The organism is Lysobacter panacisoli (assembly GCF_009765165.1).
Classification (GTDB): domain Bacteria; phylum Pseudomonadota; class Gammaproteobacteria; order Xanthomonadales; family Xanthomonadaceae; genus Lysobacter_J; species Lysobacter_J panacisoli.
The window spans coordinates 343,332-368,200 of record NZ_VLNU01000001.1 but is presented as its reverse complement, the minus strand read 5'-3'; the positions used below and the strand labels follow the sequence as shown (position 1 = coordinate 368,200).

The following is a 24,869-nucleotide window of genomic DNA, read 5'->3' as shown; positions in this document are numbered from 1 at the left end:
GCCGTTTTGCCTTGCGACCAAGCCCCGGCGCCTTGCGCGCAAGCCGTTTTGCCTTGCGACCGAGTCCCGGTGCCTTGCGCGCAAGCCGTTCTGCCTTGCGACCGAGTCCCGGCGCCTTGCGTGCAAGCCGTTCTGCCTTGCGACCGAGTCCCGGCGCCTTGCGTGCAAGCCGTTCTGCCTTGCGACCGAGTCCCGGCGCCTTGCGCGCAAGCCGTTCTGCCTCGCGACCGAGTCCCGGCGCCTTGCGTGCAAGCCGTTCTGCCTTGCGACCGAGTCGTTTCGCCTTGCCGCCGGAGCTCGCCGGCCCGCGCGGCCGTCAGCCGGTCGGCATCGGCAGGCACTCCATCACTTCCACCGCATCGCCGGGGAAGATCGTGAAGTGCGGATGGCCCTCGAACATCCGGGCCGCGGCTTCGTGCGATTCGGCTTCCACCACGGTCCACGCGGCCAGTTCGTTGCGGACGTCCGCGATGCCTTTCGACGCGATGCGCTTGGTCTTGCCGAGCGGGCTGCCCCCGTCGACGATCGCGGCCTCGTAGCGCTTCACCCACTGGCCCCAGGCTTCCATGCCGGCCTTCTCACGGCGGGCGCGTTCGTCTTCGCTGAGCGCCTTCCATTGCTCCATCGACGCGGCCGTGCCCAGGAAAACGGCGAGGTAACGTTTCATGCGGTGCTCCTCCGGTTCGGGAAAGTCGGGGGCGCGGCGAGCACGCCCCTCATTCCAATCGACGAACGGAACCGCCGCGGATCGACACCGCGGCACTCGCGTTCACCAGCCGCTGAGCACCAGCTTGCCGATCGTCGTGCCCGATTCGAGCCTGCGGTGCGCTTCACGCAGGTTCGCCGCGTCGATCGGCGAAAGCGAGTCGCGCTGCGTGCCGCGCAGTTCGCCGGCATCGATGAGCGCCGCCACGCGGTCGAGGATGCGGCCCTGTTCGTCCATGTCCGGCGTCTGGAATCGCGGGCGACCGAACATCATTTCCCAGTGGATGCCGATGCACTTGAACTTGTACGGATCGCCCAGGCGCACCGGCTCCTTCGGTTCGACGACGAGACCGACGTGACCCTGCGGCGCGAGGATCTCGCCGAGTTGTTCCCAGTAGCGATTGGTGTCGTAGAGATTGAGCGCGGCATCGACGGTCTCGAAGCCGAGCGCCGCCAGCTGCGGACCGAGCGGCCGGCGATGATCGATGACATGGTGCGCGCCGAGCTCGCGGCACCACGCGATGGTGTCCTCGCGCGAGGCGGTGGCGATCACGGTGAAGCCCGCACGTCGCGCGATCTGGATCGCGAAAGAACCCACGCCGCCGGCACCGGCGATGATCAGCAGCGTCTTGCCCGCACCGCCGTTCTCGCTGTCGTACGGCATGCGCTGGAACAACAGTTCCCACGCGGTCAGCGCGGTGAGCGGCAACGCCGCCGCCTGCGCCGGGTCGAGCGACTTCGGCGGATGTCCGGCGATGCGCGAATCGACCAGCTGCAATTGCGCGTTGCTGCCCGGACGGGTGATGTCGCCGGCGTAATAGACGCGATCGCCGGGTTTGAAGCGCGTGACCGATTCGCCGACGGCTTCGACGATGCCGGCGGCATCAAAGCCGAGCACCTTCGGTTGCGCTTCGACCTGCGGCTTGGGCGAACGCACCTTCGTGTCGACGGGATTCACCGACACCGCATCGACGCGCACGAGCAGGTCGTGGCCTTTCGGCGCGGCAGGATCGGGCAGTTCGACGTCGACCAGCGATTGCGGATCGTCGATGGGGAGGTAGCGGGTGAGGGCGATGGCTTTCATGCAGGCTCCAGATTCACTTTCGATACTTCCCTTCTCCCCTCGCGGGAGAAGGTGGCGCGAAGCGCCGGAAGAGGGGCGACGCGCAGCGTCGCAAGCGGTCCGACCCCTCTCCCTGGCCGCCTGCGGCGGCCTGTCCCTCTCCCGCAAGGGGAGAGGGAATTGGCTCTTCCCTTCTCCCCTCGTGGGAGAAGGTGGCGCGAAGCGCCGGAAGAGGGGGCGCGTGGTCACACCGGCGACGGATTCCGTTCCGCGAATCCCGCCTGATGCCAGTACGGATACGCCGGCGTCTTCGCGCTCGCTTCGTCGAGCAGTGCGACCTGTTCCGGCGTGAGGTTCCAGCCGACCGCGCCGAGGTTCTGCTTGAGCTGTTCCTCGTTGCGCGCGCCGATCACCACCGTCGACACCGTCGGACGCTGCAGCAGCCAGTTGAGCGCGATCTGCGCAACGGTCTTGCCGGTTTCCGCGGCGACCTTGTCCAGCGCATCGACGACGCGGTACAGGTATTCCTCGTCGACCGGCGGACCATAGTCCGCACTGCCCGGCAGGCGGCTCACTTCCGGACGCGGCTGGCCGCGGCGGATCTTGCCGGTGAGGCGGCCCCAGCCGAGCGGGCTCCACACCACCGCGCCGATGCCCTGGTCCAGGCCCAACGGCATGAGTTCCCACTCGTAATCGCGGCCGATCAGCGAGTAGTACGCCTGGTTGGCGACGTAGCGCGTCCAGCCGTGGCGTTCGGACGCGGCGAGCGACTTCATCAGATGCCAGCCGGAGAAATTCGACACGCCCAGGTAACGGATCTTGCCTGCGCGCACGAGGTCGTCGAGCGTGGACAGCGTTTCTTCCACCGGCGTCTTCGCATCGAAGCCGTGCAGCTGGAACAGGTCGATGTAGTCGGTGCCCAGGCGCTTGAGCTGCGCGTCGATCGTGCGCAGCAGGTGGAAGCGCGAGGAACCCACCGCGTTGGGATCGTCCGCGTCGAAACGGAACGTCGCCTTGGTCGAGATCAGCACCTTGTCGCGACGATCCTTGATCGCCGCGCCGAGGATGCTCTCGGCCATGCCGCCGGAGTAGACGTCGGCGGTGTCGAAAAGATTGAGGCCGGCGTCGAGGCAGACGTCGATCAGCCGCGAGGCTTCGGCGACGTCGGTGTTGCCCCACGAACCGAACAGTTCGCCCTTGCCGCCGAAGGTGCCGGTGCCGAAGCTCAGCGCGGGGACACGGAAGCCGGAGTGGCCGAGATGACGGTATTCCATCGTGTGGGTCCTGGTTGGGAGAGGGAGGCGGAGTCGGCGTCGTCGCCGAGCAGGGCGCGAAGGTCGATCGACTCGGCCATCGCGCGGTAACCGGCGTCGCCCGGATGCAGGTGATCGCCCGAATCGTACGCCGGCAGGAAACGCGTCGGCTTTGCCGGATCGCGCGTGACCGCGTCGAAGTCGAGCACCGCGTCGAACTCGCCACCGTCGCGGATCCAGGCGTTGACGGCCTGGCGCACGCGCTCCTTGTCGGCGGTGAAATAGCCGCGCATGGGAGTGTCCTGCAGCGCGCCTTCGAACGGCGTCAAGGTTGCGCCGACGATGCGCACGCCGCGTGCACGTGCGTGCTGGATCAGCTGGCGGTAGCCGGCGATCAGCGATTCGGCGCTGGCGACGCCTTCGTGCGGGCCCAGCGGCGTGCCATCCCAGCCGATGTCGTTGATGCCGATCAGCACGATCGCCGATGCGATGCCCGGCTGCGAGAGCACGTCGCGGTCGAAGCGTGCCAGCGCGTTCTCGCCCATGCGGTCGCGCAGCAGGCGTCCACCGGAGATGCCGGCGTTGAGCACGGCGACATCGTGTCGCGCGAGGCGGGCGGCGAGCACGTCCGGCCAGCGCGTGTTCGCGTCCATCGTCGCCATGTTGCCGTCAGTGATCGAGTCGCCGATCGCGACCACGGTGCGCGTCGTCGCCGGCGCTTCGACCTGGATGGCGGTGACGAACACGCGCGTGGTCAGCGTCGCGTCGTGTTTCATCCGCGTCGCACCGGTCTGGTCTCCCACACCGACGTACGCAGTCTGGCGTGCATCCCAGTGGAAGGTCGCGGGTGCGGTCGGTTCGGGCAAATGGAGGCTGATCGACACGTCCGCAAGCGCAGCGACGCTGAAGTCGACCGGATCGCTCAGCATCGGCGCGCCGGCGGGAATCGTCACCGACGTCTTGCCGCCGAACGTCAACACGCGATCGCTGCCGGCGACGATGCCGCCGTCTTTTGCGGGTGTCGCGACATGCGCCGCGCCGATCACCAGCGGTTGCGTGCCGTACGCGTTCGACAGCAGCACACGAATGCGCGGACCGCCGACGCTGACGCGTGCGCTCTGGCGCACCGTCTGGTTCCAGAAATGGAAGGGCAGGTTGGTCGGCAACGCGAAGTCGCCGTCCCAGCGCGCCTGCGGACTCGCGGTCCACGTCGGGATCCACGTCGTGCGTTCGGGCGGTGCGGCGAAAGCCGGCGCTGCGGTCAGCAGCGCGGCCATCAGGACGAACAGGAACTTCGATGGAACAGATGCGTTCATGCGGTTCTCCGAAGTCGTCGAAGGATCACGCGCCTTCCGTCGCGCAACCGGCGGGCAGTACGAGGCGCTGCGGTGCGCGGCGTTCCAGCCACACGCTCCACGCCGCGACCAGCAGGCCGGCGACGGTGACGGCGGCGGCGAACCAGGTGATCGACGCAAGGCCCGGTCCGCGGTCGATCACCACGCCGCCCAGCCACGCACCGATCGCGTTGCCGAGATTGAACGCGGCGATGTTGAAACTCGACGCGAGGTTCTGGCCCGCACCTTCGGCATGACGCAGCACGCGCAACTGCAGCGGCGACACCGTCGCGAACGCGGCCACGCCGAGCACGCCGACGAAGGCGACCATCGCGACCGGACTGCGCAGCGCGAAACCCATCGCAGCCAGCACCAGGGCCAGCGCGAACAGCGTGCCGAGCAGCGCCGGCGTGGCCTTGCGATCAGCGAGTCGTCCACCAAGCAGGTTGCCCACCACCATGCCGCCGCCGAACACCAGCAGGATCGGTGACACCGCGCTGTCGACGAAGCCGGTCAGCTGGGTCAGCAGCGGCTGCACGTAGGTGATCACCACGAACACACCGGCGAAACCCAGCATCGTCATCAGCAGGCCGAGCAGCACCTGCGGTCGTGCGATGGTCGCCAGTTCGTCGCGCAGCGCGACCGGTGCGCTGTCGTCGCGACTGCGCGGCACCAGCAGCGCGATCACCAGCAGCGACACGATGCCGACCGCACCCATCGCCCAGAACGTCGAGCGCCAGCCCAGGTGCAGGCCCAGCCACGCGCCGGCCGGCATGCCCAGCAGCGTGGCGAGCGTGAGGCCGGAGAACATGATCGAAATCGCGGACGCCTTGCGTTCGGCCGGCACCAGTCCGGTCGCGACGACCGCACCCACGCCGAAGAACGTGCCGTGGGTCAGCGAGGTGATGACGCGCGCGATCATCAGCGTCGTGTAGTCCGGCGCGATCGCACAGGCGATGTTGCCGACGGTGTAGATCACCATCAGCGCCATCAGCACCGCCTTGCGCGGCATGCGGCGAGTGAGCAGGGTCAGCACCGGCGCGCCGGCGAACACGCCCAGCGCGTAGCCCGACACCAGCAGGCCGGCGGCGGCGATGGAGACGTGCAGATCGGCGGCGACCTGCAGCAGCAGGCCCATGATCACGAACTCGGCACAGCCGATGCCGAACGAGCCGGCGGTCAGCGCGTACAGCGCCAACGGCATGCGCCCGCCCGGCGTGGCCGGGGCAGGCAGGGAAGCGGAGAGGGGAGCGGCCATCGTGGGCGTCCTGGACGAAAGGACGGCAGCGTAGGCGCTTGCATATTCAGCGCAAACCATCAGGATGGCTAAGTAGTTTCAACATTACGTTGATAATCGGAACTGTCCCTCATGGACCGCATCGGCGACATCGCGCTGTTCCTGCGCGTGCTGGACCTGGGCTCGATCAGTGCCGCCGCGCGCAGCCTGGACCTGTCGGTGGCCGTGGCCAGCCAGCGCCTGAAGCGGCTGGAGCGCGACCTCGGCGTGCGCCTGCTGCACCGGACCACGCGCCGCCTCCACGCCACGCCCGAGGGCGCGGCGCTGGCCGAGCAGGGCCGCCCGCTGGTCGAGGACCTGGAAGCGCTGACCGGCGGGCTGCGCCAGGCGGGCGTGGACATCGCCGGCACCCTGCGCGTGACCGCGTCGGCGTCGTTCGGACGGCAATACATTTCGCCGCTGTTGCCGGAGTTCCTCGCGCTGCATCCGAAGATCCGGCTCAGCATCAACCTGACCGACCAGATGCTGGACCTGGTCAGTTCCGGCTTCGACCTCGCCATCCGCATCGGCGCGCTAGACGATTCCTCACTGGTCGCGCGCAAGCTGACGGTGAATCGCCGCGTGCTCTGCGCATCGCCCGACTACCTGCGCCGCCACGGCACGCCGCGCACGCCGCAGGAACTGGCCGAACACGACTGCGTGCTGCTGGTCGGCAGCCAGGGCCGCCAGGACGTGTGGCGTCTTGGCGACGGTGCCGGCGGCGAGACCGCGGTGCGCGTGCGCGGTCGCGTGGAAACCAACTACGGCGAGATGGTGCGCGACATGGCCGTGGCCGGACTCGGCATCTCGGTGCATTCGACCTGGCACGTGTGCGAAGACCTGCGCGAGGGCCGACTGGTGCAGGTGCTGGCCGACCATCCGATCGCCGACAGCGGCATCTATGCGGTCATGCCGCAACGAAGGCTGGTGCCGCCACGCGTACGCGCGCTGGTGGATTTCCTCGCGGAACGGTTCGCCGATCCGCCCTGGGAAAAGTGTCTGCGCGAGGGCTAGACCACTCCGCGAGTGGCGACTCATCACGCATTACCGTAGCCCGGGTAAGCGCAGCGCACCCGGGAAGCCCATCGCGTCGAAGCCCCGGGTGCGGCCTCCGGCCCTACCCGGGCTACCGAGCCTGGCGGGCACCATCGCGCGTTACCCGTAGCCCGGGTAAGCGCAGCGCACCCGGGAAGCCCATCGCGTTGAAGCCCCGGGTGCGGCCTTCGGCCTTACCCGGGCTACGAGGCGTGTCTTGATCGCGCCGCGGGCTTCGCGATCAGCAACGCCGTTCAATCGAACGCGAACGCATCCAGCGCCAGCGATCCGAACTCGTGCGAGCGGTGCAACGTGCGCACCGTCGGTGACTCTCCGCCTGCACCGAGCGCGACGAACAGCGGCATCAGGTGTTCCACCGTCGGATGCGCGTGGTGCGCATGCGGCGCGCGCTGTTGCCAGTCGAGCATGGCGTCGATGTCGTGCACAGCCAGCGCGGCGTGCATCCACTGCGCGAATTCCTGCGCCCACGGTGTCATCGGCGCGTCGGGATGCGCCCAGTCCAGATCGCCGAGGTTGTGCACGAAACCGCCCGAGCCGATCACCAGCACGCCGTCGTCGCGCAGCGGCGCCAGCGCCTGTCCGAGCGCGTAGTGCGCCGTGGCGTCGCCGTGCGGCATCACCGACAGCGGCACGACGGGAATGTCGGCCTGCGGATACATCCGCAGCAGCGGCACCCACACGCCGTGGTCGAGGCCGTGGTTCTCGCGCACGCGCGCTGGCAGGCCCGCATCGGCGAGGCGCTGCGCGATCTCTTCGGCGAGATCAGGCGCGCCGGGTGCTGGGTAGTGGATGCGATACAGCGGTTCCGGGAATCCGCCGAAGTCGTGCACGGTGTGCGGTTGCAGGTGTCCGCCGAGCATCGGCCGGTCGGTCATGAAATGCGCGGACGCGACGACGATCGCGCGCGGCCACGGCAGTTCGCGGCCGAGGCCGTCGAGGAAGCGGCCGGCGGGGGAATCCTGCACGGCCAGCATCGGCGAGCCGTGGGAGAGGAACAGGGCGGGCAGGCGTGCGGGAATGTCCATGCCATCGAGGTTGGGCCGTTGATCGCCGATTTCCAAGCACCGCGCCCGCGCCGGTCCGTTCCGCCGGCCACGGCAATCGCAGGCGACGAACGGCGCCGGCTTCACGACGGACGAGGCGCGGCTCTGGCACAACAGCATCCTCACGTCACGTGCGGAGCCCGCCATGAGCGATTTCGACCAGCGTTCCGCCGCCCGCCCGCAACCCGATGCGCCGCTGCTCGACATCGCCGACTACGTCGACGGGCCCGACATCGCATCTCAGGAAGCCTACGAGACCGCGCGCTGGGTGCTGCTCGACTCGCTCGCCTGCGCCGCGCTGGCAATGGATCATCCGGCGTGCGTGCGTCACCTGGGGCCGATCGTGCCCGGTGCGGTACTTCCCGGCGGCGCGCGCGTGCCGTTCACCGCCCATGAACTCGATCCCGTGCAGGCCGCCTACGACATCGGCGTGCAGATCCGCTGGCTCGATTTCAACGACACCTGGCTCGCCGCCGAATGGGGTCATCCGTCCGACAACCTCGGCGCGATCCTCGCCGTCGCCGATTACCTCGGCCGACGCGCCGCGGGCGAGGGCGGCACGCCGCTCACCGTGCGCGAGGTGCTCGGCCACGCCATCCGCGCGCACGAGATCCAGGGCTGCTACGCGCTGAAGAATTCGTTCAATCGCGTCGGCCTGGACCACGTGATCCTGGTGCGGCTCGCGTCGACTGCGGTGGCGACGAAGATGCTCGGCGGAAGCCGCGACGAGATCGTCAACGCGCTCTCGCACAGCTGGATCGACAACGGCGCGCTGCGCACCTACCGGCACGCGCCGAACACCGGTCCGCGCAAGAGTTGGGCCGCCGGCGATGCGTGCCGACGCGCGGTGACACATGCGCTGAACGCGTGCCGCGGCGAGGTCGGCTATCCCAGCGCGCTCAGCGTGCCGACCTGGGGTTTCTACGACGTCGCTCTCGAGGGACGCGAATTCGAGTTCGAGCGGCCGTTCGGCAGCTACGTGATGGAGAACATCCTGTTCAAGATCAGCCACCCGGCCGAGTTCCACGCGCAGACCGCGGTGGAGTGCGCGATGCGGCTGCATGCGCAGGTGGCGGATCGCATCGAAGCGATCGAGAGCGTGCTGATCGAGACGCAGGAAGCGGCCATGCGCATCATCGACAAGACCGGCCCGCTGGCGAACTACGCCGATCGCGACCACTGCCTGCAGTACATGGTCGCCGTGCCGCTGATCTTCGGACGCCTGGGCGCGGACGACTACACCGACGCGGTCGCGTCGGATCCGCGCATCGACGAACTTCGCGCGAAGATGATCGTGCGTGAAGAGCCGCGCTTCAGCCGCGACTATTACGACCCGGACCGCCGCTACATCGGCAATGCCGTGCAGGTGACCTTCCGTGACGGCGGCCAGACGGAGAAGGTGTCGATCGACTACCCGGTCGGCCACCGGCGCCGTCGCGAGGAGGGCGTTCCGCTGCTGCGCAACAAATTCGAACGCGCCATCGCCGGGCGCCTGCCGCCGGAAAAGCTCGAATCGCTGAACGCCATCGCCGCCGAACCGGCGCGCATCGATGCATTGGCCATCACGGACTTCATGTCATTGCTGACACCGTGAACGGAACGCGACAACAAAAAACGTCGTGAGGAACTTTCAGGATTGTTAGATCGACGTTAACACCGCTTTCACATAGGCAAACTTAACCTGCGCCCGATGGCGTCGTAGGGCGGCCGTCCAAAGGACCTCGCGCAACGCCGTTACCGCATTTCTGATCAAGGAGCTGATATATGAATAAGAAACTCCTCTGCGCCGCCCTGCTGGGTGGCCTGAGCCTGGTCCAGGTGGCCAATGCTCAGGTTGCTGACGATCGCTGGTACCTCACCGGTGCGGCCGGCATGAACATCCAGGACAACGATCGCAACACGCGCGACACTCCGTTCGGCTCCATCGGCGTCGGCAAGTTCCTCAACGAGAACTGGTCGCTGGACGGTGAGCTGAACTACCAGAACCCGAACAACGACGACAACCAGGATCTCAACTGGAGTCAGTACGGCATCTCGTTCGACGCGCGTCGTTTCTTCAATGCCGAAGGCCGCAACTGGGCGCCGTACATCCTGATGGGCCTGGGCTACCAGCGTTCGGAAGAGGAGTTCGACAACTTCCCGAACCCGGACTCGCCGGGTGAGGACAAGGAAGGCAATGTCGCGGCGAAGGTCGGCGTCGGCGTGCAGAGCGGTCTGCCCGGCAAGCGCGCGGCGATCCGCACCGAACTGGCCTATCGCGCCGACTTCAACGATCGCGACCTCAGCTCGCGTCCGGGCGGAAATTCCTCGCTCGACAGCGACGACTGGTACGGCGACCTGCTGGCTTCGGTCGGCGTCGTGATCCCGCTGGGTCCGCCGGTCGTGGCGGCTCCGCCGCCGGCTCCGGCGCCGAGCTGCGCCGACCTCGACGACGACGGCGACGGCGTCAACAACTGCGACGACAAGTGCCCGGGCTCGCAGGCCGGCCAGACGATCGGTCCGGACGGTTGCCCGGTGCCGGTGTCGATCGACCTGAAGGGCGTGAACTTCGACTTCGACAAGGCCACGCTGCGTCCGGACGCGGTTTCGATCCTCAACGAGGCGATCGAGATCTTCAAGCGTTATCCGGAACTGCGCGCCGAAGTCGCCGGTCACACCGACCAGTGCGGCAAGGACGCGTACAACCAGAAGCTGTCGGAGCGTCGCGCCAAGGCGGTGTACGACCACCTGACCGCGAATGGCATCGACGCCTCGCGTCTGACCGGTCCGAACGGCTACGGCGAGAGCCGTCCGCTGGAAGACCTGGGCCAGGCGTTCCCGGGCTGCAAGAGCGAGAAGAACCGTCGTACCGAGCTGAACGTCCAGAACTGACGTCCGGTACAAGGCCTTTCCCGCGTAGCACCACTTCGAAGCCCGGCCGGGAGCCGGGCTTCGTCGTTTACGGGACAATCCTTACAAAAAACGTTAACTGGTGTTAACAAACACTTTGACGGGTGTATCATTCCGGCCGTCAGTGACCCGCGGCGCTGGTCCGACCGCGCCTGTTCAGGTCCTGCCGGGTGTGCGCCGCCTGCAGTAAAGACGTGTTCCCCCCAAACCGCTTTTTTACTGATCCAAGGAGTGACAGATGAAGATCCGTGTGTTGAGCACTGCGCTGCTGGCAGGCCTGGCGTTCGCCCAGGCAGCCAATGCCCAGGAATTCGACGATCGCTGGTACCTGACCGGTTCGGCCGGCATGAACATCCAGGACAACGATCGCGGTACGCGTGACGCGCCGTTCGGTGCGCTGGGCGTGGGCAAGTTCCTCAACCAGAACTGGTCGGTCGACGGTGAGCTGAACTACCAGAACCCGAACAACGACGACAACCAGGACCTGAACTGGAGCCAGTACGGCGTGTCGGTCGACCTGCGCCGCCATTTCACCCAGGAAGGTCGCAACTGGGCGCCGTACCTGCTGATGGGCCTGGGCTACCAGCGCTCGGAAGAAGAGTTCGACGCGTTTCCGAGCACCGTTTCGCCGGGCGAGCGTGAGGAAGGCAACCTGGCCGCGAAGGTCGGCGTCGGCGTGCAGAGCGGCCTGGCCGGCAAGCGTGCCGCCATCCGCACCGAGCTGGCGTACCGTGCCGACTTCGACGATGGCAGCATGTCGGCCCCGAGCGAAGACTGGTTCGGCGACCTGCTGGCTTCGGTCGGCGTCGTGATCCCGCTGGGCCCGCCGGTCGTGGCGGCACCGCCGCCGGCTCCGGCGCCGAGCTGCGCAGACCTCGACGACGACGGCGACGGCGTCAACAACTGCGACGACAAGTGCCCGGGTTCGCAGGCCGGCCAGACGATCGGTCCGGACGGTTGCCCGGTGCCGGTGTCGATCGACCTGAAGGGCGTGAACTTCGACTTCGACAAGGCCACGCTGCGTCCGGACGCGGTTTCGATCCTCAACGAGGCGATCGAGATCTTCAAGCGTTATCCGGAACTGCGCGCCGAAGTCGCCGGTCACACCGACCAGTGCGGCAAGGACGCGTACAACCAGAAGCTGTCGGAGCGTCGCGCCAAGGCGGTGTACGACCACCTGACCGCGAATGGCATCGACGCCTCGCGTCTGACCGGTCCGAACGGCTACGGCGAGAGCCGTCCGCTGGAAGACCTGGGCCAGGCGTTCCCGGGCTGCAAGAGCGAGAAGAACCGTCGTACCGAGCTGAACGTCCAGAACTGAGGACATCGCGGTACGCGGATATTCCGCACAGCATCACTTCGAAGCCCGGCCTCGCGCCGGGCTTCGTCGTTTTGGCTGAGAACCTTTCGCAGATTCATTGGGCTAACGAATTCCTATCATTCCTGCGCTTTGTGAAACGCGCGCTGCGATACGTCGCAACCGCTTTCAGGAAGACCCCGCTGCTTCCTCTTGCTGCAAGGAGTGACACTTTGAAAATTCGTCTACTGGGTATGGCCCCTCGCGTTCGCACAGGCGGCCAGCGCGCAGGAATTCGATGATCGCTGGTACCTGACCGGCTCGGCCGGCATGAACATCCAGGACAACGACCGCGATACGCGCGATGCGCCATTCGGTGCGCTGGGCGTGGGCAAGTTCCTCAACCAGAACTGGTCGCTGGACGGTGAGCTGAATTACCAGAACCCCAACGATGACCACAACCAGAACCTCAACTGGAGCCAGTACGGCGCATCGATCGACCTGCGTCGTCATTTCACCCAGGACGGCCGCAGCTGGGCGCCGTATCTGCTGATGGGCCTGGGCTACCAGCGTTCGGAAGAAGAGGTCGTCCTGCTCAACAACCCGCATTCGCCGGGCGAGCGTGAGGATGGCAACCTCGCCGCCAAGATTGGCGTCGGCATCCAGAGCGCCCTGGCCGGCAAGCGTGCGGCGATCCGCACCGAGCTTGCCTATCGCGCCGACTTCGACGACCGGAGCATCGCGGCACCGCACGAAGAGCGGTTCGGCGACCTGCTGGCCTCGGTTGGCGTGGTGATTCCGCTGGGCGCTCCCGCTTCGGTCGCGCCGCCGCCGCCGCCGCGTCCGGGTTGCGTTCCGGGTACGGACAACGATGGCGATGGCGTCGACGATTGCGTCGACCAGTGCCCGGATTCGAAGGCCGGCCAGGCGATCGGTCCGAACGGTTGTGCGGTTCCGGTGTCGATCGATCTGCACGGCGTGAACTTCGACTTCGACAAGTCGCGCCTGCGCCCTGATGCGACTGCGATCCTCAATGAGGCCATCGAGATCCTCAAGCGTCATCCGGAACTGCGCGCTGAAGTCGCCGGTCACACCGACCAGTGCGGCAAGGACGCATACAACCAGAAGCTGTCGGATCGTCGCGCGCAGGCCGTGTACGCCTATCTCACCAGCAATGGCATCGACGCTTCGCGTCTTGCCGGTCCGAACGGTTATGGCGAGAGCCGTCCGCTGGAAGACATGGGCCAGAAGTTCCCGCACTGCAAGAGCGAAGCCAACCGCCGCACCGAGCTGAACGTCCAGAACTGAGGACATCGCGGTACGCGGAGTTCCGCACAGCATCACTTCGAAGCCCGGCCTCGCGCCGGGCTTCGTCGTTCCAGCGGACGCGGTTCACGAGCTGCGTTCACGGGGCTGCGCGCGTCGCGGCGTAAACTTCCCGCGCAGCCGGTGCATTCGCGGCGGTGGAAGGAGAACGCTCATGCGCGCCTTGATGGGTCTGTCCTTGTGTCTGCTTGCCGGCGCCGCGCAGGCGCAGTCCGCGCAATGCGGGTCGCTCGCCGCGCCGAAGGCGTTGCCGATCCGTCCGACGGTGGTGGCGCCGATCGCGCCCGAGCTCGTCGCGCCGAGTCATCAGCTGGGTGCGCCCACGGGTGTGCTGTCGCAGGCCTTCGATGAAGCGCTCGCGGTCGACCAGGTGCTGTTCCGCCTGCGCGTGGAGGGCTGCCAGGTGGCGAAGGCGCTGCCGGCTGCAACCACGCCGTCCGCCATGCCCAGCGCGACCGATCCGGCGGCCTACAAGCCCAAGACCCAGTACGACAACACGCCGTGGCGGTTCGACATGAACCAGAATGGCAAGCGCATGACCGCGGAAGAGTTCGACGCATGGATGAAGGCCAAGGGCGTCCGGGTGGTGAAGGCAAGGCCGGCCGTCGCGCCGGTGCCCGCCGAGCCCCCCAAGACCGAACCCGAAAAGAAGAAGTGACGCGACCCGTGCGTCCCGGGCCGAGGCCCGGTCGCGCGCCGTCGCCGTCGAACGCGCCGCGTCATGGGCTTGCACGCGTGTTGTCCAAACAGGGGCTGTGCTCGCGCACCGAGGCGGCACGCTGGATCGAGGCAGGGCGGGTCGAAGTCGACGGCCGCATCGTTCGCGATCCTGAATTCCCCATCGTCCAGGGACGCCAGCGCGTGCGCGTGGACGGTCGAGAGCTCGATGCAGCGCCACGCCTGTACCTGATGCTCAACAAGCCGCGCGGCCTGGTGACGACCACCCAGGACGAACGCGGGCGCGACACCGTGTATCGCTGCTTCGACGGCTCGGGGTTGCCGTGGATCGCGCCGGTAGGGCGACTCGACAAGGCCAGCGAGGGCCTTCTCCTGTTCAGCAACGATCCCGCATGGTCCGCCGCGATCACCGATCCGGACACCGGTCCCGACAAGACCTACCACGTGCAGGTCGACGCGGTGCCCGACGAGGCGTTGCTCGAAGCCCTGGTGCGCGGGGTCGAGGTCGAAGGCGAGTATCTGCGCGCGCGTGCCGTGCGCCTGCTGCGCAGCGGCGAACGCAACGCATGGCTGGAAGTCGTCCTCGACGAGGGGCGTAATCGCCATATCCGCCGGCTGTTGGCCGAGTTCGACCTTGCGGTGCTGCGACTGGTCCGCGTGGCGGTGGGAACGCTCGCCCTGGGCGAGTTGCCCAAGGGGCAGTGGCGGCGCCTCGACGACGTCGAGGTCGCGGCGCTGTCCCGCATTCATAAAAACCCCTGAAAACGCGACATCGGCACGACAATGCAGGAGTGTGCAGAAAATCACTCTTTCACTTGCACGTAACCCTGCGTTGGGGCCTACACTGCCGCGAACTTCGTCGTGGGGGAAAGCAACATGGTCAAGATTTCGATGGCGGTTTCGCTGCTGCTCGTTTCGGCTGTCGCGTCCGCGCACAGCGGTTCGGCAGTGAAGGTGGAAGGCAAGCGCTCGCAGGTCTCCGAGCATTCGCTGGTGCGTTTCGACGCAGGCCAGATGGTCGCCGCGGGCAAGAAGGCAGCTGCCCCGAAGGCCGAAGAGGCCAAGGCCGAGGCGCCGAAGCAGGAAGAGGCCAGCCTCAATCCGAACGAATACAAGCCCAAGACGCAGTACGACAACACGCCGTACCGCTTCAACATGCACCAGAACGGCAAGAAGATGACCGCCGAGGAATTCGATGCCTGGATGAAGTCGCGCGGCATCCGCGTCGCCAAGGGCGCGCCGCAGGCCGCTCCGGCCGCCGCACAGGGCGGTGCCGCGGTGGCGACCGAGGCGAAGGGCAAGTAATCGCCTCGCCTACGCGACACGCATGAACGAAGAAGGCCGGTCTCTCGACCGGCCTTCTTTTTTCTGTCGACGGGAGGCGACGGTCAGCCCTTGATCACGCCCAGCTCGCGGCCGATACGCACGAACGCATCGATCGCCTTGTCCAGGTGCTCGCGCGTGTGCGCAGCCGACATCTGCGTGCGGATGCGTGCCTGTCCCTGCGGCACCACCGGATAGAAGAAACCGATCGCGTAGATGCCTTCCTCGAGCAGGCGCTGCGCGAACTTCTGCGCCAGCGGCGCGTCGTACAGCATCACCGGGCTGATGGGATGCACGCCGGGCTTCACGTCGAAGCCGGCCTGGGTCATGCGCTCGCGGAAATACGCGGTGTTGCGCGCCAGTTGCTCGCGCAGTTCGCCCGCGCTGGAAAGCATCTCGAATGCCTTGATGCCCGCGGCCACCACGTGCGGCGGCAGCGAATTGGAGAACAGGTACGGACGCGAGCGCTGGCGCAGCATCTCGATCACTTCACGCTTCGCGGTGGTGAAGCCGCCGAGTGCGCCGCCCATCGCCTTGCCAAGCGTGCCGGTGAAGATGTCGATCCGGTCCATCACGCCCTTCACTTCGGCCGAGCCGCGACCGGTCGCGCCGAGGAAGCCGGTGGCGTGGCATTCGTCGATGTGCACGAGTGCGCCGTACTTCTTCGCCAGCGCGGTGATTTCGTCCAGCGGCGCGATGAAGCCGTCCATCGAGAACACGCCGTCGCTGGTGACCATGATCGTGCGCGCGCCGTCGGCGCGGGCCTGCTGCAACTGCTTCTCCAGGTCGGCCATGTCGCAGTTGGCGTAGCGGTAGCGCTTGGCCTTGCACAGGCGCACGCCGTCGATGATCGACGCGTGGTTGAGCGCGTCGGAGATGATCGCGTCCTGCTCGCCGAGCAACGGTTCGAACAGGCCGCCGTTCGCGTCGAAGCACGCGGCGTAGAGGATCGTGTCTTCGGTGCCGAAGAAATCGGCGATGGTCTTTTCCAGCTGCTTGTGCAGATCCTGCGTGCCACAGATGAAGCGCACCGAGGCCATGCCGAAGCCGTGCGTGTCCAGCGCTTCCTTCGCGGCGGCGATCACGTCGGGATGGTCCGCCAGCCCGAGGTAGTTGTTGGCGCAGAAGTTCAGCACGGTCCGACCGTCTTCCAGCGTGATCTCCGCCGACTGCGGGCTGGTGATGATGCGCTCGGCCTTGAACAGGCCCTGCGCGCGGATGGTGTCGAGTTCTTCCGCGTAGCGGGCGGTGAGGGAAGCGGGAGCGGTCATGGCGGGTTCCGTCGGGACGTTGCGGCAGTTGCGCAGTTTACCGGCTGCACGGCGCCGGGTCTGGCGCGTTGACGCGCGCGCCGTCGCGATCGCCTAGCATCCGGCCATGACCGCGAATGGACCCTCGCGCCTGTCCGTGCCGTTGTGGCCGCTGCCCTTGCTGGCGGCGGCGATGCCGTTCGTGGTCGGGCACCTGGCGTGGTGGCTGTCGCTGCGCGACGGGCTGATCCCGTCGTGCAATCTCTACTGGGACGGCTGCGTCTCGATCAGCCGCGCCGCGCGCTACGGCGTGGGCAACCACCTGTTCCGCATGGTCATGCTGCCGTGCGCGACGGTGCAGGCGCTGTGCTGGCTCGCGGCGACGCTATGGCTGCGCCGCGAAACGGGCGCGGCGATGCGCGTGCTGCCGTGGCTCGGGCTCGCGGCGGCGGTGTTCCTGGCGATGTACGCGACGTTTCTCGGCACGGAGGGTCGCGCCTATGAGGCGATGCGCCGCTACGGCATCAACCTGTATTTCGGCCTGACCTATCTCGCGCTGCTGTCGGTGCTGCGTGTGCTCTCGCGACCACCGGTGCGCGATCGCGCGTACGTGCCGCTGCTGGTCGTCGCACTGGGGTTCATGGCGCTGGGGCTGGCGAGCGTCGCACTGCGCTACGCACTGGACGATCCAGCGCTGCTGGATCGCTGGGAAAACCTGCTCGAATGGCACCTGGGCCTGTGGCTCACCGCGATGTTCGCGGTGCTGGCGTGGCGCTGGTGGGGTGAGCGGGTGGGGTTGAGTCGGTAGTGTTCGTCATTCCCGCGAAGGCGGGAATCCAGCCGTCCGGAGCATCACGCCCTCCGGAGGCCGGAATCGATGCTGCACGCTGGATCCCCGCCTTCGCGGGGATGACAGCTTACGAATCGAACCTCAGTTCCAGCTCAGCACGACCTTGCCGGCCTTGCCCGATTCCATCAGCTCGAAGCCTTCCTGGAACGAATCGATCGGCAACTGGTGGGTGAGCACCTTGCCGAGCGGGAAACCGCTGAGCACGAGCTGCGTCATCTTGTACCAGGTCTCGTACATCTTGCGGCCGTACATGCCGTGGATGGTGAGGCCCTTGAAGATGATCTTGTCCCAGTCGGCGCCGGCGCCCTTGGGCATGATGCCGAGCATCGCGATCTTGCCGCCGTGGTACATGCAGTCGAGCATGTCGTTGAACGCGCGCGGGTTGCCGCTCATTTCCAGGCCGACGTCGAAGCCTTCCATGTGCAGGTCGGCCATCACGTCCTTGAGCGAGGTGTTGGCGACGTTGACCACGCGCGTGGCGCCCATGTCGGCGGCGAGCTTGAGGCGGAAGTCGTTGACGTCGGTGACCACCACGTTGCGTGCACCGATGTGCTTGCAGATGCCCGCGGCGATGATGCCGATCGGGCCGGCGCCGGTGATCAGCACGTCCTCGCCGACCACGTCGAACTCCAGCGCGCAGTGCGCGGCGTTGCCGTAGGGATCGAAGAACGCGGCGAGCTCGGACGGGATCTGGTCCGGGATCGGCCACAGGTTGCTGGCCGGCATCACGATGTACTCGGCGAACGCGCCGGCGCGGTTCACGCCGATGCCGACGGTGTTCGGGCACAAGTGCTGGCGACCGGCGCGGCAGTTCCGGCAGTGGCCGCAGACGATGTGGCCTTCGGCGGAGACGCGCTGGCCGATCTTGTAGCCGGTCACGCCGGCGCCGAGTTCGACCACGCGGCCGACGAACTCATGCCCGATCACCAGGCCGGGCTTGATCGTGCGCTGGCTCCATTCGTCCCACAGGTAGATGTGCAGGTCGGTGCCGCAGATCGCGGTCTTCTCCAGCTTGATCAGCACCTCGTTCGGACCGGGCGCGGGGACCGGGACTTCTTCCATCCAGATGCCCTTGCCGGCTTCGCGCTTGACCAGTGCTTTCATCGTTTGCGTCATGTGGGATTGGGCCGCGCGCGGCGGCCTCTGAGTGAGGAGAGCGGGAGCGGAATTATACGTCGCGGCCCCGGTCCGGCCGGGCATCGGGTTTGCCGAGGGCAGGCGGCTTCGCCTATCGTCGCCGGCTCCCGCCGTGCCGGAACCACTGGAAACCCATGCGAGCCACCATGCGCCGCCGTCTGTTCGTCCTGCCCCTCTCGCTGGCCCTGGCCGGCGTCGCCCATGCCGACGAGGGCATGTGGATGCCCTCCCAGCTGCCGGACATCGCCAGGCAGCTGAAGGCCGCGGGCTTCAAGGGCCAGGCGCGCGACCTGGCCGAGCTGGCGAAGCCGCCGATGAATGCGGTGGTGAAGGTCGGCGGCGCCAGCGGCGCGTTCGTGTCGAAGGACGGCCTGGTGCTGACCAATCACCATGTCGCGTTCGGCGTGATCCAGTACAACTCCAAGCCGGGGCGCGACCTGATCCAGGACGGCTACATCGCCGCCGACCGCGCCGGCGAGCTGCCGGCCAATCCCGACTACCGCGTGCTGGTGACCACCGGGTTCGACCGCATCACCGACCGCATCCTCGCCGGCACCGCCGGCAAGCAGGGCCGCGAGTACTACGACGCGGTCGATGTCGCGACCAAGGCCGCGGTCGCCGAATGCGAGCGCGATGCGGGCTATCGCTGCAGCGTCGCCAACATGTACTACGGCACCGATTTCTACCTCGTGCGCCAGCTCGAACTGCGCGACGTGCGTCTGGTCTACGCGCCGCCGAACGACATCGGCAACTACGGCGGCGAAGTCGACAACTTCGTGTGGCCGCGCCACGCGGGCGATTTCACCCTGCTGCGCGCCTACGTCGGCAAGGACGGCAAGCCCGCCGACTATTCGCCCGACAACGTGCCCTACGTGCCGCCGGCGCACCTGCAGGTGTCCACGCGCAACGTGAAGGAAGGCGACTACGCGATGCTCGCCGGCTATCCCGGCGTGACGTTCCGCCATCGCATGGCCTCGGAATTCGCCAACCAGATCGACTGGCAGCTGCCGTCGCGCGTGGCGGTGTTCCAGCGCATGATCGACGTGATCGAAGGCACCGCGGCGAAGGACGAAGCCGCGCGCGTGAGCTACGCCAACCAGGTGCGCGGCCTGAAGAACACGCTCAAGCGCGCGCAGGGCGAACTCGACGGCCTGCGTCGCAGCGATGCGGTGCGCGTGCGTCGCGACGACGAGACGGCGATGTTCGCGTGGCTCGAAAAGCAGCCCGACGCCGCGACGACGAAGACCGACATCGCCGCCGCACAGACGGTGCTCGATGCCGGCGTCGCGATGCGCGAGCGCGACCAGCTGCTCGGCCTGATCCAGTCGCAGACGCAGCTGCTGCGTGCCGCGCTCACCGTACAACGCCTCGCGCGCGAACGCGGCAAGCCCGATGCGCAGCGTGAATCCGGCTACCAGCAGCGCGACGAAGTACTGATCACCGGCCAGCTCAAGCAGGTCCAGCGCCGTTTCGCGCCGGACGTCGAGAAGGCGCTGCTGACGGAGCTCGTCACGCAGTACCAGGCGCTGCCGGCGGCGCAGCACGTCGCGGAATTCGACGCGGTGTTCGGCACCACGCCGGCGCAGCTGAAGCAGAAGCTCGACGCGATGTACGCCGGCACGAAGCTGGGCGACGAAGCGCAGCGCTTGTCGGCGATGCAGGCCGACGGCGCCGCGCTGGCATCGTCCAGCGACACGATGCTCAAGGCCGCTGCGACGCTGCTGCCCGCGGTGCTGCGTCTGGACGAGGAATCCAAGGCCAGCGCTGGCGAGCTGCTGCGCCTGCGTCCGGCATACATGCGCGCGCTGATCGCCTACCGTCACTCGCAGGGCCGTGCGGTGTACCCGGACGCCAACTCCACGTTGCGCGTGAGCTACGGCCGCATCAGCGCGATGGATCCGCGCGATGGCGTGCACTACACGCCGCTGACCACGGTGCAGGGCATCGTCGAGAAGCACACCGGCCAGGAGCCGTTCAACGCACCCAAGCCGCTGCTCGACGCCATCGCCAAGGGCGATTTCGGCAGCACGGCCGAGCCTTCGTTGAAGACGCAGACGGTGGATTTCCTCACCAACCTCGACACCACCGGCGGCAACTCCGGTTCGCCCGTGCTCGATGCGCAGGGCAAGCTCATCGGCCTGAACTTCGACAGCAACTGGGAAGCCGTCAGCGCGAGCTGGATGTTCGATCCGCGCTACAAGCGCGCCATCCACGTCGACATGCGCTACCTGCGCTGGCTGCTCGCCAAGGTCTATCCGGCGCCGCACCTGTTGAAGGAAATGAACCTTCCGGCGGAGTGAGACGCACGCCGCATTTGCCGATTCCCGCACGATGGCGTGCGGGATCGGCTCGACGCGATGCATGAACGGGCGATGCGCACGCTCGCCCGCTTACGGTGCACTGCATCATGGCCGCGCCCTTGCGGCACAGGCTAGACTCGCCCGCTGGACTCTCGGGAGGGGTTGCGCATGCGTCATACGGTGTTGGCGGTAGCAGTGTTGGGTGCGATGGCAATGGCGGGCATGGCCCGGGCGGGCGAGGGCATGTGGGTCCCGCAGCAGTTGCCGGAAATCGCCGGGCCGCTGAAGAAGGCGGGTCTCAAGCTCAGCCCGAACCAGCTCGCCAACCTCACCGGCGATCCGATGGCGGCGGTCGTGTCGCTGGGCGGATGCACCGCGAGCTTCGTCTCACCGCAGGGACTGGTGGTCACCAACCACCATTGCGCGTACGGCGCGATCCAGCTCAATTCCACGCCTGAGCACAACCTGATGAAGGACGGCTTCAACGCCGCCACGCAGGCGCAGGAAGTGTCCGCCGGCCCGAACGCGCGTATCTACGCGCTCGACACCATCCAGGACGTGACGACGCAGGTGAAGGCCGCGATCGACGGCGCACCCGATGCGCTCGGCCGCACGAAGGCGCTGGAGAAGATCGAGAAGCAACTGGTCGCCTCGTGCGAACGCGAAGCCGGTTTCCGCTGCCGTCTCTACAGCTTCTCCGGCGGCAACACGTATCGCCTGTTCCGCAACCTCGAAATCAAGGACGTGCGCCTGGCTTATGCGCCGCCAGGCAGCGTCGGCAATTACGGTGGCGAAGTCGACAACTGGATGTGGCCGCGCCACACCGGCGACTTCTCGTTCTACCGCGCCTATGTCGGCAAGGACGGCAAGCCCGCCGCGTACTCGCCCGACAACGTGCCGTACCAGCCGAAGCATTGGCTGAAGGTCGCCGACAAGCCGCTGGATGCGGGCGATTTCGTCATGGTCGCCGGCTATCCCGGTCGCACCGCGCGGTATGCGCTGGCCGAGGAATTCGACGAGACCGCGACGTGGACCTATCCCACCGTCGGCGGCCATTACAAGAAGCTGGTCGCGCTGGTGCAGTCCGAAGGCGCGAAGAACCCCGACATCGCGGTGAAGTACGCCAGCACCGTGCGCGGCTGGCAGAACACGATGAAGAACTACGACGGCCAGCTCGAAGGCTTCCGTCGCATCGACGCCGCCGGCAAGAAGCAGACGGAAGAGGCTGCCGTGCTCGACTGGCTGCGCAAGCAAGGCGGCAAGGGCGACGAAGCGCTCGGCGCGCACGCCAAGCTGGTCGCACTGGACGAAGCCGCACGCATCCATCGCGAACGCGACCTCGTGTTCGGCCAACTGCGCAGCACTGGCGTGCTCGGCGCGGCGACGCAGCTGTACCGCCTGTCGATCGAACGCGCCAAGCCCGACGCTGAACGCGAACAGGGCTACCAGGAACGCGACCTGCCGACCATCGAAGGTGCGATGCGCCAGATGGATCGTCGCTACGTGCCGCAGATGGACCGCGGCCTGCAGGCGTACTGGCTGCGCGAATACGTGAAGCTGCCCGACGCGCAGCGCCTGCCCGCGCTCGACAAGTGGCTCGGCGGCACCGACGCGAAGGCGATCGACGCCGCGCTCGACAAGCTGGCGAAGACCAAGCTCGGCAGCACCGAACAACGCGTGTCGCTGATGAAGACCGACCGTGCCACGTTCGAGAAGAGCAAGGATCCGGCGGTGCAGTTCGCGGTGGCGATGATGCCGACCGTGCTGCAGCTGGAACAGGAAGGCAAGGCGCGCGCGGGCGATGCGCTGGTCGCGCGCCCGGTCTACCTGCAGGCCGTGGCCGACTACAAGAAGAGCAAGGGCCAGTTCGTCTACCCGGACGCCAACTCGTCGCTGCGCATCACCTTCGGCAAGGTGATCGGTTACACCAAGACCGACGGCAGCAAGCAGGTGCCGTTCACGCGCCTGGAGGAAGTCGCGACCAAGGCCACGGGGCAGGAGCCGTTCGCGGCGCCGCAGGTGCTGCTCGACGCGATCGCCGCGAAGAACTACGGCGGCCTCGCCGACAAGAAGCTGAAGACGGTGCCGGTGAATTTCCTGTCGGACCTCGACATCACCGGCGGCAACTCCGGTTCGCCCGTGCTCGACGCGCAAGGCAAGCTGGTCGGCCTGGCGTTCGACGGCAACTGGGAATCGGTGAGCAGCAACTGGGTGTTCGATCCGGCGATGACCCGCATGATCTCCGTCGATCAGCGCTACATGCGCTGGATCATGCAGGAGGTCTATCCGGCGCCGCAGCTGCTGCTGGAACTGGGTGTGCCGGAGAAGAACTGACCGGTTCGAATCCGCTGCGAAAGCGATCACGACACCATGATCGCAAACCCGACGCGCCGCCATCCACGAAGGAAGGCGGCGCGTTTTCTTTGGAGCAGACTCTGGAGCGTTCCGTCGCCGTCACAGCACGCCCGGGATCGGCACCGCCAGCGCCGTTGCCTCGGCCGCGCAATCGACGCCCGGTGTCGCGCCATTGGCGCGCAGCGTCGCGATCTCCTTCACCGCCATCGCCATGTCCGCGCGGAAGTCCGCATTGGCGTGCAGCTTCGCGACCGCACCGGCCGCCGTCGCGCGACCTTCGAGGATGTCGCTCTGCCAGTGCGCGTTGCACACCAGCCGGCTTTCGCCGAACGCGCGGCCACGTGCGAGCACAGCGTCGGCGCGATCGGGGGCGAGTTCGGTGAGGATCAGAGCCCACGTCCAGCCGATGGACGTGTGGCCGGAAGGATAGGAGCCGTCCTTGCGCAATGAAGCTTCGTCCTCGGGTCGGCAGGTGCCTTCCTTGTAATGGACGAACGGACGGATGCGCTTGTAGTGATCCTTCGCGCCATACGTCGCAAGCGCCGCATCGGTCATCGTCCTGCGCAACAGCTGGTAGAGGAACGGAGACTGCTGTTGCGTGACCGGCACGCCCAGCGTGCACTCGAACACCGATGCCGTGTGCGGGAAGGCGAGGTCGGCGTCGGCTTTCGCCAGTTCGTACCGCGGCGTACCGCGCAGCTTCTGCGACGCCCGGCTGACCGCCTGGTCGTTGCGGAACGCGGGCGTGCCCGTTGCGGGCGGCGCGGGCAGCAGCTTCAGGCTGTCGGGCAGGTCGCGCCCCAGATACCCGGCGAGCAGGCCCGGACGGATTTCCGGAACCGTCGCGGGCACGGTCGGTGCTTGCGGCGCGTCCGCGTCCGGTGCCCGCGCAGTCGGCGTCGACGTCGCGCATCCGCTGAGTACGAGTGCGAGCGCCACCCATCGCCACCACTTCGCCGAAGGTTGCGAGTGAACGTTCGAACGCCGGGAAGCATGCATGGTGATTCCTCCGGGAGTACATCCAGCGTGCAGGCCGTCGCTTGTCCGTTCGGGCCCGGAATCGGACGCGACCGCCCATCGGAATGGCGGACACCTCCGTGTGTCGCGGAATCATGCGCGAGCGACCGCGTGATCGCCTTCACCGCCCCATAACGCGCGCTCGCGCGCTTTGTTGCGCACCGCTCAACACCAAGCGTCCATGTGGATGGCTAGCCGCGCCGGGCCGCCGTTCCTAGGCTGAAGCTGCCAAAGGTCCCACCTTCATCCCCCACGCCGCCCAGCGGCAGACATCGGAGTTCAACATGCGCATCCACCACCGTCTGAGCCTGGCCGTCGCGATGCTGGCGGTCGCCACCGCTGGCCACGCCCAGCAGCACCACCCGCAGAAGGCCGCCGCGCCGACGGCCACCGTCAAGCCGATCCTGACCGAACCGTTGCCCGAGTATCCGGGCAAGGAAGGGCACATCCTCACCGTCACGTATCCGCCGGGCGGCGAATCGCCGCTGCATCACCACGACGCGTACGCCTTCGTCTATGTCATCGAAGGTTCGGTCACGATGGCGGTGCAGGGCGGTCAGGAAGTCACGCTCAACGCAGGCCAGAGCTGGAGCGAGAAGCCCGGTGACGTGCACGCCGTCAGCCGCAACGCCAGCAAGACCCACCCGGCGAAGTTCGTGGTGTTCATGCTCAAGGACATCGGCAAGCCCGCGGTGATCCCGGGGCCGTGATCGAGTC

20 protein-coding genes and 1 pseudogene are annotated in these 24,869 nt (G+C 67.2%); 12 read left to right on the top strand and 9 right to left on the bottom strand.

Annotation, left to right across the window (positions count from 1 at the left end; genetic code table 11):
- Positions 1-316: 316 nt before the first annotated feature.
- The 5 genes from FOF45_RS01845 to FOF45_RS01825 all read right to left on the bottom strand — a co-directional run bounded on the left by FOF45_RS01845 (position 317) and on the right by FOF45_RS01825 (position 5,613).
- Positions 317-667, bottom strand: a complete 351-nt coding sequence (locus tag FOF45_RS01845) for a YciI family protein (RefSeq protein ID WP_158982330.1) — start codon at positions 665-667, stop codon at positions 317-319.
- Between the two features lie 102 nt (positions 668-769).
- Positions 770-1,789, bottom strand: coding sequence for a zinc-binding alcohol dehydrogenase family protein (locus tag FOF45_RS01840; protein ID WP_158982329.1), 1,020 nt, complete (start codon positions 1,787-1,789; stop codon positions 770-772).
- A gap of 224 nt (positions 1,790-2,013) precedes the next feature.
- Entirely contained in the window at positions 2,014-3,042 is a 1,029-nt protein-coding gene (locus FOF45_RS01835) for an aldo/keto reductase (RefSeq protein ID WP_158982328.1), read from the bottom strand.
- The gene (locus tag FOF45_RS01830; protein WP_158982327.1) at positions 2,994-4,337 is read right to left on the bottom strand and encodes an SGNH/GDSL hydrolase family protein; all 1,344 of its coding nucleotides are present in this window, start codon (positions 4,335-4,337) and stop codon (positions 2,994-2,996) included. Before FOF45_RS01830 ends, FOF45_RS01835 begins: the two co-directional genes overlap by 49 nt.
- A 25-nt stretch (positions 4,338-4,362) precedes the next feature.
- Positions 4,363-5,613, bottom strand: coding sequence for an MFS transporter (locus FOF45_RS01825; RefSeq protein ID WP_233264029.1), 1,251 nt, complete (start codon positions 5,611-5,613; stop codon positions 4,363-4,365).
- A 111-nt stretch (positions 5,614-5,724) separates the two neighbouring features.
- Between FOF45_RS01825 and FOF45_RS01820 the strand changes: the two genes are divergently transcribed.
- On the top strand, positions 5,725-6,645 hold the full coding sequence (locus tag FOF45_RS01820; RefSeq protein ID WP_158982326.1) for a LysR family transcriptional regulator: 921 nt from the start codon (positions 5,725-5,727) through the stop codon (positions 6,643-6,645).
- A gap of 275 nt (positions 6,646-6,920) precedes the next feature.
- Here FOF45_RS01820 and FOF45_RS01815 read toward each other — a convergent pair whose 3' ends face one another.
- Positions 6,921-7,712 (bottom strand): DODA-type extradiol aromatic ring-opening family dioxygenase, encoded by a 792-nt coding sequence (locus FOF45_RS01815; protein WP_158982325.1) that lies wholly within the window; start codon positions 7,710-7,712, stop codon positions 6,921-6,923.
- Positions 7,713-7,875: 163 nt separating this feature from the next.
- Between FOF45_RS01815 and FOF45_RS01810 the strand changes: the two genes are divergently transcribed.
- From FOF45_RS01810 to FOF45_RS18220, 7 genes and pseudogenes are all read left to right on the top strand, one after another.
- Positions 7,876-9,324 (top strand): bifunctional 2-methylcitrate dehydratase/aconitate hydratase, encoded by a 1,449-nt coding sequence (locus tag FOF45_RS01810; RefSeq protein ID WP_158982324.1) that lies wholly within the window; start codon positions 7,876-7,878, stop codon positions 9,322-9,324.
- Between the two features lie 170 nt (positions 9,325-9,494).
- On the top strand, positions 9,495-10,601 hold the full coding sequence (locus FOF45_RS01805) for an OmpA family protein (RefSeq protein WP_158982323.1): 1,107 nt from the start codon (positions 9,495-9,497) through the stop codon (positions 10,599-10,601).
- A gap of 256 nt (positions 10,602-10,857) precedes the next feature.
- Entirely contained in the window at positions 10,858-11,940 is a 1,083-nt protein-coding gene (locus FOF45_RS01800; protein ID WP_158982322.1) for an OmpA family protein, read from the top strand.
- A gap of 237 nt (positions 11,941-12,177) precedes the next feature.
- A pseudogene (locus FOF45_RS01795) lies at positions 12,178-13,224 on the top strand (OmpA family protein); the annotation flags it as partial.
- 172 nt (positions 13,225-13,396) lie between these two features.
- On the top strand, positions 13,397-13,900 hold the full coding sequence (locus FOF45_RS01790; protein WP_158982321.1) for a hypothetical protein: 504 nt from the start codon (positions 13,397-13,399) through the stop codon (positions 13,898-13,900).
- Positions 13,801-14,682: a pseudouridine synthase gene (locus FOF45_RS01785; RefSeq protein WP_158982320.1), complete on the top strand. Its 882-nt coding sequence runs from the start codon at positions 13,801-13,803 to the stop codon at positions 14,680-14,682. The genes FOF45_RS01790 and FOF45_RS01785 overlap by 100 nt, the downstream gene beginning before the upstream one ends.
- Positions 14,683-14,796: 114 nt before the next feature.
- The gene (locus FOF45_RS18220) at positions 14,797-15,225 is read left to right on the top strand and encodes a hypothetical protein (RefSeq protein ID WP_233264028.1); all 429 of its coding nucleotides are present in this window, start codon (positions 14,797-14,799) and stop codon (positions 15,223-15,225) included.
- An 83-nt stretch (positions 15,226-15,308) separates the two neighbouring features.
- Here the strand turns inward: FOF45_RS18220 and kbl are convergent, their stop codons facing one another.
- A complete protein-coding gene (gene kbl, locus FOF45_RS01775) occupies positions 15,309-16,514 on the bottom strand; it encodes a glycine C-acetyltransferase (protein ID WP_158982319.1) in 1,206 nt (401 codons plus the stop codon).
- A 106-nt stretch (positions 16,515-16,620) separates the two neighbouring features.
- On the opposite strand from kbl, the gene FOF45_RS01770 reads away from it, so the two are divergent.
- A complete protein-coding gene (locus tag FOF45_RS01770) occupies positions 16,621-17,301 on the top strand; it encodes a hypothetical protein (protein WP_158982318.1) in 681 nt (226 codons plus the stop codon).
- 123 nt (positions 17,302-17,424) lie between these two features.
- Here FOF45_RS01770 and tdh read toward each other — a convergent pair whose 3' ends face one another.
- Complete coding sequence (gene tdh, locus FOF45_RS01765) at positions 17,425-18,459, bottom strand: L-threonine 3-dehydrogenase (protein WP_199244417.1); 1,035 nt, start codon at positions 18,457-18,459, stop codon at positions 17,425-17,427.
- Positions 18,460-18,614: 155 nt separating this feature from the next.
- Between tdh and FOF45_RS01760 the strand changes: the two genes are divergently transcribed.
- Together FOF45_RS01760 and FOF45_RS01755 are read left to right on the top strand one after the other, a co-directional pair.
- Positions 18,615-20,780, top strand: a complete 2,166-nt coding sequence (locus FOF45_RS01760; protein WP_233264027.1) for a S46 family peptidase — start codon at positions 18,615-18,617, stop codon at positions 20,778-20,780.
- Positions 20,781-20,948: 168 nt separating this feature from the next.
- On the top strand, positions 20,949-23,114 hold the full coding sequence (locus tag FOF45_RS01755) for a S46 family peptidase (protein WP_158982316.1): 2,166 nt from the start codon (positions 20,949-20,951) through the stop codon (positions 23,112-23,114).
- A gap of 120 nt (positions 23,115-23,234) precedes the next feature.
- Here FOF45_RS01755 and FOF45_RS01750 read toward each other — a convergent pair whose 3' ends face one another.
- Positions 23,235-24,134 carry an acid phosphatase gene (locus FOF45_RS01750; protein WP_158982315.1) on the bottom strand — a complete coding sequence of 300 codons (900 nt, stop codon included), beginning with the start codon at positions 24,132-24,134 and terminating at the stop codon, positions 23,235-23,237.
- A gap of 302 nt (positions 24,135-24,436) precedes the next feature.
- Between FOF45_RS01750 and FOF45_RS01745 the strand changes: the two genes are divergently transcribed.
- Positions 24,437-24,862 (top strand): cupin domain-containing protein, encoded by a 426-nt coding sequence (locus FOF45_RS01745; protein ID WP_158982314.1) that lies wholly within the window; start codon positions 24,437-24,439, stop codon positions 24,860-24,862.
- Positions 24,863-24,869 lie beyond the last annotated feature (7 nt).

Excerpts from the sequence above, each read along its gene's own strand:
- FOF45_RS01845 (WP_158982330.1), bottom strand. The coding sequence starts at position 667 with ATGAAACGTTACCTCGCCGTTTTCCTGGGCACGGCCGCGTCGATGGAG.
- FOF45_RS01840 (WP_158982329.1), bottom strand. The coding sequence starts at position 1,789 with ATGAAAGCCATCGCCCTCACCCGCTACCTCCCCATCGACGATCCGCAA.
- FOF45_RS01835 (WP_158982328.1), bottom strand. The coding sequence starts at position 3,042 with ATGGAATACCGTCATCTCGGCCACTCCGGCTTCCGTGTCCCCGCGCTG.
- FOF45_RS01830 (WP_158982327.1), bottom strand. The coding sequence starts at position 4,337 with ATGAACGCATCTGTTCCATCGAAGTTCCTGTTCGTCCTGATGGCCGCG.
- FOF45_RS01825 (WP_233264029.1), bottom strand. The coding sequence starts at position 5,613 with ATGGCCGCTCCCCTCTCCGCTTCCCTGCCTGCCCCGGCCACGCCGGGC.
- FOF45_RS01820 (WP_158982326.1), top strand. The coding sequence starts at position 5,725 with ATGGACCGCATCGGCGACATCGCGCTGTTCCTGCGCGTGCTGGACCTG.
- FOF45_RS01815 (WP_158982325.1), bottom strand. The coding sequence starts at position 7,712 with ATGGACATTCCCGCACGCCTGCCCGCCCTGTTCCTCTCCCACGGCTCG.
- FOF45_RS01810 (WP_158982324.1), top strand. The coding sequence starts at position 7,876 with ATGAGCGATTTCGACCAGCGTTCCGCCGCCCGCCCGCAACCCGATGCG.
- FOF45_RS01805 (WP_158982323.1), top strand. The coding sequence starts at position 9,495 with ATGAATAAGAAACTCCTCTGCGCCGCCCTGCTGGGTGGCCTGAGCCTG.
- FOF45_RS01800 (WP_158982322.1), top strand. The coding sequence starts at position 10,858 with ATGAAGATCCGTGTGTTGAGCACTGCGCTGCTGGCAGGCCTGGCGTTC.
- FOF45_RS01790 (WP_158982321.1), top strand. The coding sequence starts at position 13,397 with ATGCGCGCCTTGATGGGTCTGTCCTTGTGTCTGCTTGCCGGCGCCGCG.
- FOF45_RS01785 (WP_158982320.1), top strand. The coding sequence starts at position 13,801 with ATGGATGAAGGCCAAGGGCGTCCGGGTGGTGAAGGCAAGGCCGGCCGT.
- FOF45_RS18220 (WP_233264028.1), top strand. The coding sequence starts at position 14,797 with ATGGTCAAGATTTCGATGGCGGTTTCGCTGCTGCTCGTTTCGGCTGTC.
- kbl (WP_158982319.1), bottom strand. The coding sequence starts at position 16,514 with ATGACCGCTCCCGCTTCCCTCACCGCCCGCTACGCGGAAGAACTCGAC.
- FOF45_RS01770 (WP_158982318.1), top strand. The coding sequence starts at position 16,621 with ATGACCGCGAATGGACCCTCGCGCCTGTCCGTGCCGTTGTGGCCGCTG.
- tdh (WP_199244417.1), bottom strand. The coding sequence starts at position 18,459 with ATGACGCAAACGATGAAAGCACTGGTCAAGCGCGAAGCCGGCAAGGGC.
- FOF45_RS01760 (WP_233264027.1), top strand. The coding sequence starts at position 18,615 with ATGCGAGCCACCATGCGCCGCCGTCTGTTCGTCCTGCCCCTCTCGCTG.
- FOF45_RS01755 (WP_158982316.1), top strand. The coding sequence starts at position 20,949 with ATGCGTCATACGGTGTTGGCGGTAGCAGTGTTGGGTGCGATGGCAATG.
- FOF45_RS01750 (WP_158982315.1), bottom strand. The coding sequence starts at position 24,134 with ATGCATGCTTCCCGGCGTTCGAACGTTCACTCGCAACCTTCGGCGAAG.
- FOF45_RS01745 (WP_158982314.1), top strand. The coding sequence starts at position 24,437 with ATGCGCATCCACCACCGTCTGAGCCTGGCCGTCGCGATGCTGGCGGTC.